Raw genomic sequence first — 17,802 nt, 5'->3', positions numbered from 1 at the left:
CTTACAAATTTTTTACAATGACTTTTTCTAATGTTCTTATTCAGTGGTATTTACAAAATAAACGCGATTTGCCTTGGCGAAATACCTCTGATCCATACCCAATTTGGCTCTCAGAAATAATACTTCAACAGACTCGTGTAGCGCAAGGAATGCCATATTTTTACGCTTTTTTTAATCAATTTCCTACAGTTGAACATTTGGCGCAGGCCGATGAACAACAAGTGCTTAAACTTTGGCAGGGCTTAGGGTATTATTCAAGAGCTAGAAATTTGCACCAAGCCGCGAAACATATTACTGAGGAGCTACAAGGAGTATTTCCAAATTCGTATAAAGGACTATTGGAATTAAAAGGTGTGGGCGAATATACCGCAGCGGCAATTGCTTCTTTTGCTTACAATGAGGCGGTACCTGTAGTCGATGGAAACGTGTTTCGCGTTTTGTCTCGGTATTTTGGGATTGATTCTGATATCAGTCTCGGTAAAACCAAAAAAGAATTTACCGCTTTGGCTGCTGAGTTACTGCCTAAAGACCAACCTGCACTATTTAATCAAGCTATAATGGAGTTTGGTGCGCTGCAATGTGTGCCAAAAAGTCCAACATGTAGCGAGTGTGTTTTTAATAGTAGTTGTGTCGCCTTGCAGAAAGGTTTGATAGGTGCTTTACCATTTAAATCCAAAAAATTAAAAGTTACGCATCGTTACTTTAATTATATAGTACTCAACGATAGCAGTGGGAAAACGAAACTGCAACAGCGCACAGACAAAGGAATTTGGTTTAATTTATACGAGTTCCCTTTGATCGAAACCCAACAAGTAGTAGGTTTCGAAACCATTGCTCCTTTAATTCAGTCCGACGCTTCTTTTGGGAATTCTGTGGTTAGTATTGAAGAGATAAATCCTATAAGTATCGTGCATAAATTATCGCATCAGCATTTGTATATTAAGTTTTGGAAAGTAAGGCTTTCTGATACTTTGGTCGATGGAGTAGGTGCGGAGCAGTTAAAAGCCTTTCCCTTTCCTATAGTGATCCATAACTTTATTGAAGAGGAGGTTTTAAAATAACTTTAAAAAATAATGTATCTTTGATTGAAATACCACTAAAACTATGAGCGGAACATTAAACAAAGTGATGTTGATAGGACATCTAGGAGACGACATTAAAATGCATTATTTTGAAGGAGGCAATTGTATCGGGCGCTTTCAATTGGCTACTAACGAAGTCTATATTAATAAAACGACCAACGAGAAAATCACGTCAACCGAATGGCATAACTTGGTAGTGCGCAACAAAGCTGCAGAAATCTGCGAAAAATACCTTTCCAAAGGCGATAAGATTTATGTAGAAGGCCGTATCAAATCACGCCAATGGCAAGCCGAAGATGGCACGACCAAATCCACTACCGAAATTCAAGTCACCGAATTTACATTTTTGACGACCAAAAAGGATCCGAATAACAAAACGAATCCCGTTCCAGAATCCCCAAAAAATACTAACTTTGACCCCTCAAACGGCAGTTTGCCCATAAACGATTTACCGTTTTAAGCAAAGTTGCAAGGTAAGTGAAAATGAAAAATAGAATCAGTATACTTTTAGGAGTAAGCATTATAGTGTTGAGCGTTGTAGGTTGTAAAAACGAGGTATTACCCAAGCCAGCGGGCTATTTGCGCTTAGACTATCCCGAGGCCACCTACGCCCAAGTGCAAAACACCTGTCCTTTTACGTTCGAAATGAACGAGGCAGCCGTAGTTGCAGGTCAATCCGGTTGTGGTTTCACCATTACCTACCCGAAAATGAAAGCGACTATTTATTTGACCTACAAACCCGTTCGGAACAACGTAAAAGAGTTATTGCGCGATGCACAAAAGCTAACCTATGAACACGTCATCAAAGCCGATGATATCTTGGAGCAGCCTTTTATCAATCCAGAAAAAAAGGTGTATGGCATGTTTTATCAAGTCGATGGCAATGCAGCAACGAACTCGCAATTTTATGCCACCGATAGCACCAAGCATTTCGTGACGGGATCGATCTATTTTTACGCCAAGCCCAATTTTGATTCTGTGATGCCCGCTGCAAGTTATGTTCGTGACGATATGAAACGTTTGTTAGAAACCCTAAAGTGGAAGTAGTTTTTTAGGAGCAGCACTATTGTTTTTTTAAGAACGACTCCTCCTGCTGTCCGTTCTATCTTTCCCGCTGAACCCTGGCGGCAAAGGATGCCACTCCCATCAGGGCTAAAAACAACTTTTTGTTTTTCATAAGAAAGAATTTAAAATACAAAAAAAGCATTCGTTTATGGCGAATGCTTTTTTTATGAGGTATAATGTAAACTATGACTTGGTGTTTACTACCTTGTATGTTTTGCCATCGGCAACACCTTCTATTATTTTAGTTAACGTCTCTTGATTTTGAACCGTCTTGTCAAAAGAGATAGTGGCTAACTTTTTGTCAAAATCTACTGTGGCTTTTTCTACACCTTCTGATTCAGCTAATTTTTTCTCGATCGTTTTAGCACAACCCATCGCACAAGTCATTCCTTCAATGGCCATGTTTGCGGTTTGTAGGTTAGCGGCTTCGATTGGTTTTTTCTCTTTTGGTGCTTCGACTACAGTAGCTTCGGATTGGGATACTTTAGTTTCGTTTTTACAGCCTACCATGAAAATACTGGCAATGGCAAGTGCGGCAAATGTTTTGTTGATATGCATTGTTGTTGATTTGAAGTTGTTTTTATAAAATGGATTGGCACAAAATTAATCAAAAAACGTACCGAAGATTCAAAAAAAATGTTTCATTTTTGGTTTAAAATTCAGACTATGGTTTCTAAACAATTCAAATGGGGTTTCTTGTTTTTGTTAGCGCTCATTTGGGGCAGTTCGTTTATCTTGATCAAAAAGGGATTGGTCGGCTTAACGGCTTTTCAGTTAGGGTCGTTGCGTATCATTTTTGCTGCGCTGTTTTTGTTGTTGATTGGTTTTAGAAGTTTGGTTAAAATTCCCCACCATCAATGGAAGTATATTGCTTTGACTTCTTTGTTTGGGACCTTCATTCCAGCGTATTTGTTTGCTATTGCACAAACGCAAATAGATAGTTCTATAAGTTCTATTCTGAATTCCTTAACGCCTTTGAATACTTTGTTGATTGGAGCACTTTTCTTTGGATTGGATTTTAGACGCAATCAATTTTTTGGAGTCTTGATTGGTTTAGTAGGTAGTGCTTTGTTGATTTGGAATGGTGCGGTGCATCATCCTAATCAAAACTATTATTACGCTTTCTTAGTATTGATTGCTTCGATTTGCTATGCTACAAATGTCAATTTGATTAAAAAATATTTATCGGATTTGCCTCCGTTGAGTATTACAACAGGTAATTTTTTGGTTTTGCTTTTTCCTGCGTTAGTGGTGCTATACAGTACTGATTTTTTCGCTATGATTTATGGGGCGGTAGTTCAAGAATCTGTTTTGTATATTTTGATTTTGGGAGTTTTGGGAACTGGTATTGCTAATATTATTTTCTTTAAACTGATTCAGATTTCGTCGCCTGTTTTTGCGACTTCGGTTACGTATTTGATTCCAGTGGTAGCTTTCTTTTGGGGAATGTTAGACCAAGAGTTATTAACACCTGTGCAGCTTTTTGGAGCTTTTATCGTTTTGGTTGGGGTGTATTTGTCGGCTAGAAAATAGGTGTTGTTTAAGTGGGTTTGCGTGAGGGATAGAAGCTAGTTACCAAAGTAACGCGTATAGCCCGACCGCAGTTGCCAAAAGAGGCGTATAGCACGCTAGTCATATGCCTCTTTTGGTAAATGGGGTCACGCCAAAAATAGTATAAACGAAAAAAGACTGCTGATGAAAGCAGTCTTTTTGATATATAAGATGTTGTGATTATTGAAAATCGACATCAGTTACGCCTTCGTTGATTTGTATTGAAGAGGTAGTAAGTTGAAGCTCTATGCCAATGTTCATTATTGTTGTATGTGGAAATTTTATGCCTTTGACTTCTTTATAATCATTGAAGTAGGTGGTTTGAGTTCCTCTTTCCGAAGTTTTACTTTCTGCGATTTTGAAGAAGTTTAGAGTGTCATAATAAAGTGTAGATTGGCCGTCTTTGATAGCGTAAGCATCTGTACCGTTTATGGATTCTATTCCTGCTAATTTGATGCTGACTTTGTCAAGTAAAGGTAATTCGTCAAAAGGATTCATGTCGGCTTTCTTTTCTTTAAACTCTTCGATGGAGAGGTCTTTGCGTTGGCCTTGTTGAATCGCGTATCCTGATTTGTCTCCTAAGACTCTTTTCATCATGGTCACTCCTCCAGCCTTCATTTCTACACTCAATTTTTTGTCTGATGTTATTTTTGAAGTCATCTCAACAGTTGTGCCTTGAACTGATCCAGAAGCGGTCGTAACGATTGATTTTACCTTTTTTAAAGCTTCTTTTCCACCAATAGCTTTGATGTAGTTTTCTAGAACGCTTTTGGCAGTAACTCCCGCTGGAATTTCTTTTTTGGTGACTGGCTTTTCAATAGGATTGCCATATTTGTCAAAAAAGTACATTGGCAATTTTAGTGTTTCTAATCCAGGTGTTACTTCGCTTGCTTTGCCAACAACAACAATGCGGCTGTTGTCTATAAGGAAGTATTTATTGGCTACACGAAGGATGTCGTCTGCGGTTACCGCGTTGATCGTTTGGATGTATTTTTCATAAAAATCGGCTGGAAGTTGCTCTGTTTCGATGTTTAAGGCATAGCGCGCCACGGCTTGTGGTTTTTGAACTTGCATTACAAAACGACCAATGTACCCTGCTTTAACGTTTTTCAAGACTTCAGCATCTACTTTTTCGGTTCTGATTTTTTTGATTTCTTTGATGAATTCTACCACAGCGCTATCGGTAACTGCATTACGAACAGCTGAAGTGGCTACAAATTTGGTGACATATTTTCCGGTCCCAATTTCTGAACGTGCGCCGTAAGTCCAAGCATGCTTTTCTCTCAAATTCATGTTCAAATACGAATTGAAATCGCCTCCTAAAATTTGATTCGCAATTACTGCTGGAAAAAAATCAGGGTCGTTCATTTTTAGAGTTACCGTATTTACCAATGAAATTACTGATTGCACAGCATTAGGTACATCAATCAAGTTGATTTGTAGTTGATTTACGTTTGGATTGGCTGTGTAGTCTGTTTTGGTAATGGATTTTTTCTCCCAAGCACCAAATAGTTTTTCGACTACAGCTTTGGTTTCCTTGAATTTGATATCGCCTATGATTACCAAATACGCATTTTCTGGTACAAAGTACGTTGCGTAATTGCTTTGAACATCAGCAAGGGTTACGTTTTTCAATGTTTCTTCGGTTACGAATTCTCCAGCGGGATGATTTTTTCCAAAGGCCAATACATCGACAACGCGACCAGAAATGGCTTCGGCACTTTTTTCGTTGGCTTTCAATCCTTCGATGATTTTGGCTTTGTCTTTATCAAATTCTTCTTGGGTGAATTTTGGATATAACGCGCCTTCGGCTAGCAATTCTAAGACACGCCCAGCATATTTTGATAGTGCGCTCGCAGAGGCCCCTTGAGAAGAAAAATTAATATTGGCGCCTAAGAAATCAATTTCTTCGTTAAAGGCATCTTTGGATGTTTTTTGACTGCCATTACCCAGTAAGCTGCTGGTTAGATCGTCTACACCTTTTTTAGCGCCTTCAGCAAAAGGAGGGTTGTCAAGTGTTAAGGTGAAAGATACTCTTGGGAGTTTATGGTTTTCCACAATCATTACTTTAAGTCCGTTTTTAAGGACAAAGCTTTGCGGTTTCTTGATTTGAACTATTGGAGCGGCTCCAGGAGTGGGTTGAGGTCTATTTTGCGCTTGCATTATTCCGGTGACAAAAAATAGGATTAAGAGAATACTTATGTTTTTCATAGTGATTGGTCTGATTATTTGGTTTTTTCGGCAGCTGGTACGTAATCTAAAACTAAACGTTGATTGGTATTCAAATACTTTTTGGCAACGTCTCTGATTTCTTCTCTGGTAATGGAGTGAATCATTTCGATTTCGGTATTGATTAGGTTGATGTCGCCATACAACATATAATAGCTGGCTAGGTTTTCGGCGATTCCTTCGATTGAAGCATTTGAGCTTACAAAATTATTGTCGAATTTATTTTGCAGTTTTTGATAGTCTTTTTCAGAGATAAGTTCGGTTTGTAATTTTGTAATTTCTTCGTCAATTTCTCTTAAAATATCGGTTGCGGTGTTGCTTCCCATGGGTAAACCGTACAAAATATACATGCCGTAATCTTCTTGACTGTTGCTAAATGCGCCAACTTGTAGAGCGATCTTTTTGTCGTCAACAATTTTTTTATACAATTTCGAACTTTTACCATCACTTAAGTAAGAAGAGATAAGATCTAAAACACGTGCATCTCTTGTTTTCATGGACGGCGTTCTGTAAGCGGCAACAATCGCTGGAATTTGAATGTTACTGTCTTCAAATCTTGCTTTTATAGTTTCGGTTATAGGCTCTTCGATGAATTGTTCTCTTTTGATAGGATCTCCTTTTGGGATAGCACCGAAATATTGTTGAATCCATTTTTTGGCTTGGTCTTTTTTGAAATCACCAGCTACAACCAAAACAGCATTATTAGGAATGTAGAATTTTTTGTTGAAGGCTTGGAATTCTTCTAAAGTGGCCGCATCTAAATGTTCCATAGAACCAATTGTTGCCCAACGGTAAGGATGTTTTTTGAATAGGTTTTCTTTTACTACCGCTTGGAATCGGCCATAAGGTTGGTTGTCCATTCGGGTTCTTTTTTCCTCTTTCACCACTTCGTTTTGCGTGTCCACGCCAATTTTGTTGATTACTGGGTGTAATAATCTTTCGGATTCCATCCAAAGGGCTAATTCTAGGTTGTTAGAAGGGAAAACTTCGTAATAATAGGTTCTGTCGTCTGATGTATTGGCGTTGTTAATACCTCCGTTAGCCGTTACAATCTTGAACCATTCTCCGCGTTTGATGTTTTCGGTGCCTTCAAATAATAAGTGTTCAAAGAAATGAGCAAAACCAGTGCGATCTGGTTTTTCGTCTTTGGATCCAACATGATACATTACCGATGTAATTGCTACTGGAGCAGACGGATCATGATGCAAAATGACATGCATACCATTATCTAAGTCGTATTCTTCAAAAGCTACTTTTTGTGCCGAGGCTACGCCGCCAAGCATCAATGCGCTACTCAATGCCATTATTGTTTTTTTCATAAGGTTACGTAATAGTTTAATTTTTCTATTGGTGGGTTTTGAATTGTAATTGTTACATCAAATGTAGTTTTTTTAATCATTTCTTGTAAAAAATATCTTGTTTTTAGCTTATTTTAACATCTGTTGTATTTGTGTAAAAGTCTTGTTTGTCAGGCTTTAGGGTTGGTTTGAATATTTTTTTATGTTTAAATTGCAGGAATGATTTTTAGTTGTATATTTGCAACCTTAAAAATCAATAAATCAATTTGGTATGTATGCAATCGTAGAGATAGCAGGGCAACAATTCAAAGTAAGCAAAGACTTAAAGGTTTATGTTCACCGTTTGGCTAATGAAGAAGGTTCAAAAGTTTCTTTTGACAAAGTTCTTTTATTAGATGATAATGGAAATGTAACTTTAGGCGCCCCAGCTATAGAAGGTGCTTCAGTAGAAGCTAAAGTGTTACAACACTTAAAAGGAGATAAAGTTATCGTTTTCAAAAAGAAAAGAAGAAAAGGATACAAAAAAAGAAATGGTCACAGACAATATCTTACTCAAATTGTAATTGAAGGTATTACTGCAGGTGGAACAGCTAAAAAAGCAGCTCCAAAGAAAGCAGCTGTTGAAGCTACAACTGAAGAAGCGCCAGCTCCTAAAGTAAAAAAAGCTCCAAAAGCTAAAAAAGAAGATACAAAAGAATAATAACAATATTAAAACCAATACGTCATGGCTCACAAGAAAGGTGTCGGTAGTTCTAAGAATGGTAGAGAATCAGAATCAAAACGTTTAGGCGTTAAGATTTTTGGTGGTCAAGCTGCTATTGCTGGGAACATCATCGTAAGACAAAGAGGTTCTAAACACAATCCAGGTGAAAATGTTTACATCAGTAAAGATCACACATTACACGCAAGAGTAGCTGGAGTTGTGAAGTTCCAAAAGAAAAAAGACAACAAATCATACGTTTCTATTCTTCCATTCGAAGCATAGTTAACAAAGAATGTTATCAAAAAAAACCTATCCATTCGGATAGGTTTTTTTTGTTGTGACAAAATGCAATATATACCGTCTTGCTATTTTGTAGTTTTGATAGCTTATCTCTAGACTATCATAAAATATAGTATTTCCACTTTTTTCATCTTTAACGAAAGTCAATGGGAACTTTTTGCTTGTAAGATTTTAGAGTAGTAGTTTGATAGGTTCTGTTAAGAAGGATTGAATAAAAGACCAATACTAAAAAACAATCGGAAGTTATTATTTTTTGCATAGGAAGCGTCAAATGTTATGGGCCCAAGAAAGGTGTTGTATGAAATAGTGGCCCCACTTGAGTATATGAGACCTGTTTGCTCCCTGTTCTGCCAATTGGCTTGATGGGTTAGAAAGTTGTTTTGGAATTCTTTAAAATCTCTAAACCCAACAATTGCTACATCCAAATGGGGTGTTAAGTATAATTTTGGTGCTAAATTGGTTTGTAAACTCAAATTAGCTTTTACGAATTGACTTAAATTAAGTTCATTTTCTTGCAAGCCAGCAAATGTTACACTGTTTTTTAAAGTGTTAGGCGAATATCCTCCTAAGAAAAATTTAGAACTATACCCAAACTCCGAAGATGATTCTTGTTTTTTTGAATCCTCAAACATGAATCCTGCACTTCCTTCCATGACTATTACATTTTTTTCATTCAATGGAACTCTGTTTTCATAGGTAACCATGAATTTTGTGAATGATTTTAATTGGCCACTATAATTTTCAAGATTTTTTTCGGCAAAATTAATATCAGCATCTAGATGAAGCGTGCGAGATAATTCTACATAAAGTTTGTTTCCTGTGGAGGCAAAATGTAACTTGTTAAGATTGTTCATGGAGTAATGGACATTCATTTCTATGAGATTCAAATAATAGCTACTTAATGTGAAAACGGTATTAAATCCCGGATCAGTTTTTGGGCGTAAATGGGTAAATTTGTAGTTGAGCCCAAAGCCAAAATAGCTTTTTAATGAATTAATGTTACGGTTGAAGTCATTGCAAAGTTCTACCTGATTGAATTGTAAGTTATCTGCAACTTTATTGCCAATATACACACTTTGAGTCAAGCGGTGCGCATAGGCTTCTGAGCGCCACCACCAATTTTTTTCTTTTCCAATAATTTTTTGATATTGCGCTCTAATTCGGGGTTGTTGAGCAATATCAGCGGTGATTAAAAACCGTGACGATGTTCCAAAGATGTTTCGTCCGGTATAATTCATGACGGCTCCAAATCCTCTAAATGTGTCAAAATGTATCGAAGCCTTGATTTGATTTTTATAAAATTCAGAGGCGTTCATTTCTAAAACACTTGTACTGTCTTTTGAGTATGTATTGTAAGTAATGTTGTTAAATAAGTTAGTTCCTATTGCTTTTTTTATACCATTGGCTATGTCATTGATGGTGTACTTTTCGCCTGATTTCAGGGCAGCTCGCTTTTGTACTAAGGGTATGTTTTCAGTACTGAAATTATTAAAAATAAGGCTGTCTAATTGGAATGTGTCTTCTGTTTTTGGGAGAGATTTTTTTTGTGTAGGATAAGCTTCGAGTTTTTTAGCAAGCGCTATTAATGCGGGTAAATTTTGATGAGTAGCAACTTTTCCTTCCTCATAAATGGTGTTGCTTGCGCCGAAATCAGCAGTAGAATAGGTTAGATTTGGATAATGACTCAAAAGAATGTCACATAATTTTTTGTTGCTTTCGTTTTTAAGATTACTAATCAACATGGTGGATTGAAAAATAAGTGTAGATAAATTTTCCAATTGTTCTTTGGTAACTTTATCGTCGCCTACATCGCTTCCAATGATGAAATCGGCACCCATGCTTTTAGCAACGTCTGTTGGAAAATTATTGAGTAGTCCGCCGTCAACTAATAGGGTGTTTTTGTAGGGAACTGGCTTAAAAACGCCTGGTATTGACATACTAGCTCGCATGGCGATGCCTATGGATCCTTGGTCTAAAACCATGAGCTTTCCGTTAATAATATCTGTCGCTATGGCTCTGTAAGGAATTGGAAGCTTGTCAAAATGATCAATTTTGAAGGCAGGATACGTTACTATAGATAGAAATTCTCTAAGATTTTGATCATTGATAAAAGAGGATTTTAAAATAGGTCTGTAGTTTTTAACATCAATATCGATGAGGTATTTATTGAATTCTCCCATCTCTTCAACACTTACATTGTTAAGTGATATGGTGCCACCAAGTAATTCGTCCCATTTGGTGCTTTTAGCTATTTTGGCGATGCTGTCTCCTGAATACCCCATGGCATATAATCCTCCAACAATACTTCCCATACTTGTTCCAATAATCAAATCAGGCACAATGTTCAAAGAATCTAGTGCTTGTAATAAGGGAATATGGGCAATGCCTTTTGCACCGCCGCCGCTAAGTACTAATGCTATTTTTGGTTTCTTGCTTTGTGCGTAAAGACCTTGGATTAGGCTGTTGTGACCTAAATAAAATAGTATCAGTATAATGCAAATTGCTTTGTTTGGAACATTAAACTTGTAATTTGGATATGAAGTATGAACCATAATTTTTGTATTTACACTTTAAGGTATAAATATACTTTGTTTGTCTTGTACTTTTTCCTTGAAGCTATAATTTTTCCTTGTTCTAGAAGCTAGATTTATTTTTTGGTATGTTTTGTCCTTGTTAGTTTGTTAAAATAATAATCAGATAGTTAAAAATGTTTTAATTATATTAAAGTTTGTGTCTTGTCATATTTTTTTAATAAAATGGACGTATTTTTAAATTTCGTAATGATTAATTAAAAAATGAAGGAATGAAGAAAGCGATACATAAAAAATTAAATGAATTACAAGCCACTGCTATATGTGGTAATGATATTAGTTCTTCTTGTTTGTATGTTTCTGCATTGACCATTATGTATGCTGGTCAATTTGCTTGGATTTCTTTATTAGTTGTTGCGGTTGTTTTATTTTTATTTCGAAAAATATATTCCGAAGTAGTGGGAGCCATTCCTTTAAATGGTGGAGCTTATAATGTGTTATTGAATACGTCAACCAAACGCTTAGCCTCATTAGCAGCTACTTTAACGGTACTTTCTTATATGGCTACCGCTGTAATTTCCTCTATTGAGGCGATGCATTATTTACATGGCATTTTGGATAGTATTAATGTAACCATAGCAACTTTGGTAGTCTTACTTGTTTTTACAGGACTTGCTATTATGGGGATTGGCGAATCGGCTTTTGTTGCGGTTATTATTTTCGTTATTCATTTGTTTACGTTGAGTCTTTTGGTTTTGGTTTCTGTCTGGTATTTATTGATGAATGGATTGGATACTTTTCATATTAATTGGGCAATGCCACTTCAGGCGGGAGGATTTTTTACGGCTTTGTTTTTAGGGTTTTCGGCTGCAATGTTGGGGATTTCTGGGTTTGAAAGTTCTTCTAATTTTGTAGAGGAGCAAGAAGCTGGTGTGTTTAGAAAAACCTTGCGAAATATGTGGGGAATTGTAAGTTTTTTTAATCCAGTATTAGCTTTGTTGCTGATTTGTATTATTCCTTTGGCAGAAGTAGGTGAGCATAAAGAATCATTATTAGCTTATTTGGGTCATACTACAGGAGGGACTTGGTTGGCTTTTTTGATTTCTATTGATGCTGTTTTAGTCTTATGTGGAGCGGTGTTGACCTCTTTTGTTGGCGTTTCTGGTTTACTGAATCGAATGACTTTAGATCGTGTTTTGCCTAATTATTTTTTAAAACAGAATAAAAATGGTGCAAATTATCGCATCATTATTGGTTTTTTGATTTTATGTGTATCTGTTCTATTTGTGACTAAAGGACATTTAGAATCTTTGGCAGGTGTGTACACTTTTTCATTTTTAGCGGTAATGGGCTTATTTGGAATTGGGAATTTGATGTTGAAAATCAAAAGGAGAAAGCTGCCTAGACCTGAAAAAGCTAGAGGGATTGCTGTGGTTTTGGCTGTTGGTTTTATAGTTGTTGCTTTTTTTGGGAATATCAAATTGAATACGAATTCCTTTTTTACTTTCATAAGTTATTTAGTACCAGCTTTACTTTTGGTTAGCATTATGCTTAATCGCTCTATGTTGATCAAAGTGAGTATAGATGCATTGGAATACTTTTATAAACCTTTGCGCAAGTTTGTAGTTTTGAGTAATCGGTATTTGAGTCAGATGCATAATAACGTAAACTCACAGACTTTTGTGTTTTTTACAAAAGGGGATGATGTTGCTATTTTAAATAAAGTAATGCAATATGTGCAAAACAATGAATCTACTAAGAAATTAAAAATCGTGAATGTAAAAAACAGCTCAGAGTCAAATGATTTGTTGATTAAAGATGTAGAAGTTTTAGATAGAGCTTATCCTGAAATTGACATTGAATTTGTTGAGATTATAGGGGTTTTTGGACCTGAAATTATTGATAAATTATCGGTTCAATGGGGAATTCCTAAAAATTTCATGTTTATTGGATCGCCTGGAGATCGTTTTTCTTATAGAGTGGCTGATTTGGGTGGGGTGCGATTGATTATGTAAAGCGATTGGTAAAAATTCATTTTTCTTTTAAAGTATTGTTTGTTTTTTTTGCGTGAGGGATAGCAGTGGAAATCCTTTTATGTAGCGTAGCGGAATAAAAGATTGGAACGAATAGCCCGACCCGTAGTTTTTACGGAGGGTCACGCCCAAAATAACAAACCCTCACATTTCTGCAAGGGTTTGTTAGCTATTCATTAATCACTATGGACTAATTACTAATATCTGTAGTATTCCGGCTTAAATGGCCCTTCAACAGTTACTCCAATGTATTCTGCTTGATCAGGACGTAAAGTCTCTAATTCTACACCTAATTTGGCTAAGTGCAACATTGCAACTTTTTCATCTAAATGTTTTGGTAACATGTACACTTCATTGTTGTAAGCGGCACTGTTTTTCCATAATTCGATTTGAGCCAAAGTTTGGTTGGTGAATGAGTTACTCATTACAAAACTTGGGTGACCTGTAGCACAACCAAGGTTTACCAAACGACCTTCAGCCAAGATGATAATGTCTTTTCCAGCTATAGTATATTTGTCCACTTGTGGTTTGATTTCGATTTTTGAAGCACCGTGGTTTTTGTTCAACCAAGCCATATCAATTTCGTTATCAAAGTGTCCGATGTTACAAACGATAGTTTTGTCTTTCATTTTTTCAAAATGAGATCCTAAAACGATGTCCTTATTACCAGTAGTTGTGATGATGATGTCAGCATTTCCAACAACAGTATCTAATTTTTTAACTTCATAACCGTCCATTGCAGCTTGTAAAGCACAAATTGGATCGATTTCAGTTACCGTTACAATAGATCCAGCACCTCTAAAAGAAGCAGCTGTTCCTTTTCCTACGTCTCCGTATCCACAAACGATTACTCTTTTTCCAGCCAACATAATATCGGTAGCACGACGAACTGCATCAACTGCAGATTCTTTACAACCGTATTTGTTGTCAAATTTAGATTTAGTAACTGAGTCGTTTACGTTGATCGCTGGCATTGGTAATGTTCCTGCTTTTACTCTTTCGTATAATCTGTGAACACCAGTAGTAGTTTCTTCAGATAATCCTTTGATTCCAGCAACCAATTCTGGGTAACGATCAATCACCATGTTGGTTAAATCTCCACCGTCATCCAAAATCATGTTTAAAGGTTGTTTGTCTTCACCAAAGAATAAAGTTTGCTCGATACACCAATCAAAATCTTCTTCGTTTAGACCTTTCCAAGCATACACTTGAATCCCTGCAGCAGCGATAGCAGCAGCAGCCTGATCTTGAGTAGAGAAAATGTTACAAGAACTCCAAGTAACTTCAGCTCCAAGCGCAATCAAAGTTTCGATCAAAACCGCGGTTTGAATCGTCATGTGTAAACATCCTGCAATACGAGCGCCTTTCAAAGGTTGTTCGTCTTTGTATTCTGCACGAAGCGCCATTAAACCTGGCATTTCAGCTTCTGCTAATTCGATTTCTTTTCTTCCCCAAGCCGCTAAGGAAATGTCTTTCACTTTGTAAGCCACATAAGGCGTAGTTGCTGTACTCATTTATAGTCTTTTTGTAAATTGAAATTTTTTGCAAATTTACGTAATAACTTTATAAAAATTTCAATTTCTTTTAGAATTGTGAATTGTTTAATTCCTTAAGCGTTAGAAAATTATGTAAAGTAGTGTTCTTGTACTTCAGTGGTTCATTTTGATGCTGGCTTCTCGTCTTTATTGATTGTTGGCTTTTCAGGATAGTATACTTTACTCTATCTGATGGTTTACAGGCTCATCATTTGTTATAAAAACTCAGATTGTTTGAGTTTTCTTCGTTAAAATGAGCAAAATAGCTACAATTTTTTGGTGCTTATGCTCAAAGGCTTCATTTTTTTTTAAAAATAAATTTTGTGATTTAGAAAATAATACTACTTTTGCCAAGTAATCTACAAAACCGATAGGGTAATAGATTTTAAAATGAAATGACTATGAGTATTGAAGTAACAAAAGAATTAATAAAAAGAACCGAAAACCTTTCCATCGAGGAGACTTTAGCTTTTTTGGCTAATGAATTTCCAGAAAAAGTAGTTTTTTCGACTTCTTTCGGACAAGAAGACCAAGTAATCACGGCTTTAATTGCAATCAATGAATTGCCGATAAAAATATTTACCCTCGATACTGGAAGGTTGTTTCAAGAAACTTACGATGTTTTTCATAAGACGCTAAAGAAATACAAAGTGAATATTCAGACTTTATATCCAGAAACGAGTCATGTAGAGCAATTGTTAAATACAAAAGGACCCAATAGCTTTTACGAATCGGTAGAAAACAGAAAAGAGTGCTGTTTCATTCGAAAAGTGGTGCCGTTGAAAAAAGGATTAGCGGGTAATAAAGTTTGGATTACAGGGTTGAGAGCAGAGCAATCTGAAAATAGAAATGATTTAGCCCTTTTCGAATACGATGCCCATTTTGATATCATCAAATTCAATCCTCTACTCAAATGGACTTTGGCTGAGGTACAAAAATATATTGATGACAATAATGTGCCACAAAACAGCTTGCACAAGAAAGGGTTTATAAGCATAGGTTGTGCGCCTTGTACACGAGCCATAGTCGAAGGAGAAGACATCAGAGCTGGAAGATGGTCTTGGGAATCCAGTCATAAAGAATGTGGGCTGCACCAAAAATAGAAGGCAGATTTTAGAAAATAGAATAAAGAGAATAGAAAAAACAATAATAGTGGTAAGATTTTAGTCGAGGTCACAACAACCTTACACTTTAAACTTTAAACTCTTAAACTAAAAATAATGAGTTCAGTATTAAAAACAAATGCTTTAGAAAGCGAAGCTATTTACATATTCAGAGAAGTGATTTCTCAATTTGACCGACCTGTTTTGCTTTTTTCAGGAGGAAAAGATTCGATTACATTAGTGCGTTTGGCACAAAAAGCCTTTTTTCCAGCCAAAATTCCTTTTCCCTTGTTGCACGTAGACACAGGACATAATTTTCCAGAAACCATTGAGTTTAGAGATAAATTGGTAGCAGAATTAGGATTAGAATTAATCGTTCGTAATGTTCAGGATGCTATTGATGAAGGTAAAGTAATAGAAGAAACAGGAAAGTATTCAAGTAGAAATACACTGCAAACGACTACACTTTTGGATGCCATCGAAGAATTTAAATTCGATGCTTGTATCGGTGGAGCACGTAGAGACGAGGAAAAAGCCAGAGCCAAAGAGCGTATTTTCTCAGTACGTGATGATTTTGGTCAATGGGATGAAAAAAATCAACGTCCTGAATTGTTTGATTTGTTGAATGGTAAAATCGAAAATGGTCAAAACGTACGTGTTTTTCCAATTTCAAACTGGACCGAATTGGATGTTTGGAGTTATATCGAACAAGAACAAATCGAGATTCCGTCGATTTATTTTTCACACAAAAGAAAAGTTTTTTTGAGAGACGGTTTAATTTGGTCACATTCTCCTTATGTGTACCAAGAAGAAGACGAACAAATCGAAGAACGAATTGTTCGCTTCAGAACCGTTGGTGATATGAGTTGTACCGCCGCAGTGGAGTCGTATGCCGCCACTATTGCTGAAGTAGTAGGAGAAATTCGTTCTTCTACCATTTCTGAAAGAGGCGCCAGAATCGATGACAAACGTTCGGAAGCCGCTATGGAAAAAAGAAAACAACAAGGGTACTTTTAGAATAGCAATTGAAAGATTTAAGGATTTAAAAATTAAAAGATTTGAGGAAGAGGTTAAACAACTTTAAACCTTAAACTTTAAACAAAAAATAAATGGAAGTTTTAAAAATAGCAACAGCAGGAAGTGTAGACGACGGAAAAAGTACGTTAATTGGAAGATTATTATACGATACGCAATCCTTGACTACCGATAAAATTGAAGCAATAGAAAAAAGCAGCAAGCAAAAAGGATACGATTACCTAGATTTTTCTTTGGCGACTGATGGTTTGGTGGCTGAGAGAGAGCAAGGAATTACAATAGACGTAGCACATATTTATTTTTCTACTGCCAAAAAAAGTTACATCATTGCTGATACACCAGGTCACGTAGAATATACTCGTAATATGGTAACTGGTGCTTCGACTTCTCAAGTATCGATTATTTTGATTGATGCTCGAAAAGGAGTAATTGAGCAAACCTACCGTCACTTTTTTATCAATAATTTATTGCGTGTAAAAGACGTGATTGTGGCCATCAACAAGATGGATTTGGTGGATTATTCGGAAGAAGTTTTCAATAAAATCAAAGCCGATTTTCAAGCCTTAAATGCTAAAAGCGCTTTCAAAGAACAAAACGTAAGTTATATTCCGCTAAGTGCTATCAATGGTGGGAATGTGGCTCAAAAATCAGAAAATATGCCTTGGTATTCTGGGCAAACCGTTTTGGAACATTTGGAGTCTTTGGAACCGAATGATATTTATGAAAATGGTATTACTCGTTTTCCTGTACAAACGGTTATTCGTCCAAAAACGGAAGAGTACCACGACTTTAGAGGATATGCAGGAAAATTATATGGAAATTCAATTAAAGTAGGCGATGCGGTAACTGTTTTACCTTCTTTAACAGAATCTAAAGTAACCAACATTCACTTTTTCGATAAGCAATACGATGAAGCTATTGCTGGTTCCTCCATCACTATCGAATTGGAAAATGACATCAATGTGACTCGTGGTGATATGATTGTAAAATCAAGCGAGTTGCCAAAAATAGAAAAAGAAATCACAACAACCGTTTGTTGGATGGATAGCAAAAAATTAGTGGCAGGAGCAAAGTATTTTGTGCAACACAACACCAATAGAGTCTTGGCCAAAATTGACAGTGTGAAAAACGTAATAGCAACCGATTATTCTGGAGTAACACCAGCAACTCAATTGGCTATAAACGAAATTGGAGAAGTAACCATCAAATTGAGCAAAGCCATTTATTTTGACGCTTATACAGATAACAAATCAAATGGAGCTTTCATTTTAATTGATGCTGCAACCAACACAACAGCAGGCGTTGGGTTTATAAAATAGGCTTTTGCTATTGGCTTT

15 protein-coding genes are annotated in these 17,802 nt (G+C 36.3%); 10 read left to right on the top strand and 5 right to left on the bottom strand.

The window, feature by feature from the left end; translation table 11 throughout:
- Positions 1 to 17 precede the first annotated feature (17 nt).
- From mutY to gldD, 3 genes are read left to right on the top strand one after another with little or no spacing between them, the layout of a single operon-like run.
- Positions 18 to 1,061 carry an A/G-specific adenine glycosylase gene (gene mutY / locus BXU11_RS11920; RefSeq protein WP_078212690.1) on the top strand — a complete coding sequence of 348 codons (1,044 nt, stop codon included), beginning with the start codon at positions 18 to 20 and terminating at the stop codon, positions 1,059 to 1,061.
- Positions 1,062 to 1,104: 43 nt separating this feature from the next.
- Positions 1,105 to 1,542 carry a single-stranded DNA-binding protein gene (locus tag BXU11_RS11915; protein WP_024981934.1) on the top strand — a complete coding sequence of 146 codons (438 nt, stop codon included), beginning with the start codon at positions 1,105 to 1,107 and terminating at the stop codon, positions 1,540 to 1,542.
- 23 nt (positions 1,543 to 1,565) lie between these two features.
- Positions 1,566 to 2,129, top strand: coding sequence for a gliding motility lipoprotein GldD (gene gldD, locus BXU11_RS11910; protein ID WP_078212689.1), 564 nt, complete (start codon positions 1,566 to 1,568; stop codon positions 2,127 to 2,129).
- Between the two features lie 201 nt (positions 2,130 to 2,330).
- Here gldD and BXU11_RS11905 read toward each other — a convergent pair whose 3' ends face one another.
- A complete protein-coding gene (locus BXU11_RS11905; protein WP_078212688.1) occupies positions 2,331 to 2,705 on the bottom strand; it encodes a heavy-metal-associated domain-containing protein in 375 nt (124 codons plus the stop codon).
- Positions 2,706 to 2,813: 108 nt separating this feature from the next.
- Here BXU11_RS11905 and BXU11_RS11900 point away from each other — a divergent pair, with 108 nt between their 5' ends.
- A complete protein-coding gene (locus BXU11_RS11900) occupies positions 2,814 to 3,680 on the top strand; it encodes a DMT family transporter (RefSeq protein ID WP_078212687.1) in 867 nt (288 codons plus the stop codon).
- A 198-nt stretch (positions 3,681 to 3,878) separates the two neighbouring features.
- On the opposite strand, the gene BXU11_RS11895 is transcribed toward BXU11_RS11900, so the two are convergent.
- Both BXU11_RS11895 and BXU11_RS11890 read right to left on the bottom strand, forming a co-directional pair.
- A complete protein-coding gene (locus tag BXU11_RS11895; protein WP_189318529.1) occupies positions 3,879 to 5,909 on the bottom strand; it encodes a pitrilysin family protein in 2,031 nt (676 codons plus the stop codon).
- Positions 5,910 to 5,923: 14 nt separating this feature from the next.
- A complete protein-coding gene (locus BXU11_RS11890) occupies positions 5,924 to 7,246 on the bottom strand; it encodes a pitrilysin family protein (protein WP_078212685.1) in 1,323 nt (440 codons plus the stop codon).
- 250 nt (positions 7,247 to 7,496) lie between these two features.
- On the opposite strand from BXU11_RS11890, the gene rplU reads away from it, so the two are divergent.
- Together rplU and rpmA are read left to right on the top strand one after the other, a co-directional pair.
- Positions 7,497 to 7,925, top strand: coding sequence for a 50S ribosomal protein L21 (rplU, locus tag BXU11_RS11885; RefSeq protein WP_024981940.1), 429 nt, complete (start codon positions 7,497 to 7,499; stop codon positions 7,923 to 7,925).
- Between the two features lie 24 nt (positions 7,926 to 7,949).
- Positions 7,950 to 8,210, top strand: coding sequence for a 50S ribosomal protein L27 (gene rpmA / locus BXU11_RS11880; protein ID WP_017497241.1), 261 nt, complete (start codon positions 7,950 to 7,952; stop codon positions 8,208 to 8,210).
- Positions 8,211 to 8,425: 215 nt separating this feature from the next.
- Here rpmA and BXU11_RS11875 read toward each other — a convergent pair whose 3' ends face one another.
- Positions 8,426 to 10,780, bottom strand: coding sequence for a patatin-like phospholipase family protein (locus BXU11_RS11875; RefSeq protein ID WP_078212684.1), 2,355 nt, complete (start codon positions 10,778 to 10,780; stop codon positions 8,426 to 8,428).
- A 251-nt stretch (positions 10,781 to 11,031) separates the two neighbouring features.
- Here BXU11_RS11875 and BXU11_RS11870 point away from each other — a divergent pair, with 251 nt between their 5' ends.
- Positions 11,032 to 12,774 carry an APC family permease gene (locus tag BXU11_RS11870; protein ID WP_078212683.1) on the top strand — a complete coding sequence of 581 codons (1,743 nt, stop codon included), beginning with the start codon at positions 11,032 to 11,034 and terminating at the stop codon, positions 12,772 to 12,774.
- Positions 12,775 to 12,989: 215 nt separating this feature from the next.
- Here the strand turns inward: BXU11_RS11870 and ahcY are convergent, their stop codons facing one another.
- Positions 12,990 to 14,306, bottom strand: coding sequence for an adenosylhomocysteinase (gene ahcY / locus BXU11_RS11865; protein ID WP_078212682.1), 1,317 nt, complete (start codon positions 14,304 to 14,306; stop codon positions 12,990 to 12,992).
- A gap of 416 nt (positions 14,307 to 14,722) precedes the next feature.
- Between ahcY and BXU11_RS11860 the strand changes: the two genes are divergently transcribed.
- The 3 genes from BXU11_RS11860 to BXU11_RS11850 all read left to right on the top strand — a co-directional run bounded on the left by BXU11_RS11860 (position 14,723) and on the right by BXU11_RS11850 (position 17,784).
- Entirely contained in the window at positions 14,723 to 15,430 is a 708-nt protein-coding gene (locus BXU11_RS11860; RefSeq protein WP_369803210.1) for a phosphoadenylyl-sulfate reductase, read from the top strand.
- A 117-nt stretch (positions 15,431 to 15,547) separates the two neighbouring features.
- Positions 15,548 to 16,447: a sulfate adenylyltransferase subunit CysD gene (gene cysD, locus BXU11_RS11855; protein WP_078212681.1), complete on the top strand. Its 900-nt coding sequence runs from the start codon at positions 15,548 to 15,550 to the stop codon at positions 16,445 to 16,447.
- A 92-nt stretch (positions 16,448 to 16,539) separates the two neighbouring features.
- Entirely contained in the window at positions 16,540 to 17,784 is a 1,245-nt protein-coding gene (locus BXU11_RS11850) for a sulfate adenylyltransferase subunit 1 (RefSeq protein WP_078212680.1), read from the top strand.
- The last annotated feature ends 18 nt before the right edge of the window (positions 17,785 to 17,802 follow it).

Source organism: Flavobacterium sp. LM5 (genome assembly GCF_002017945.1).
GTDB classification, from domain to species: Bacteria; Bacteroidota; Bacteroidia; order Flavobacteriales; family Flavobacteriaceae; genus Flavobacterium; species Flavobacterium succinicans.
This window is presented reverse-complemented; position numbering and strand designations above follow the sequence as displayed.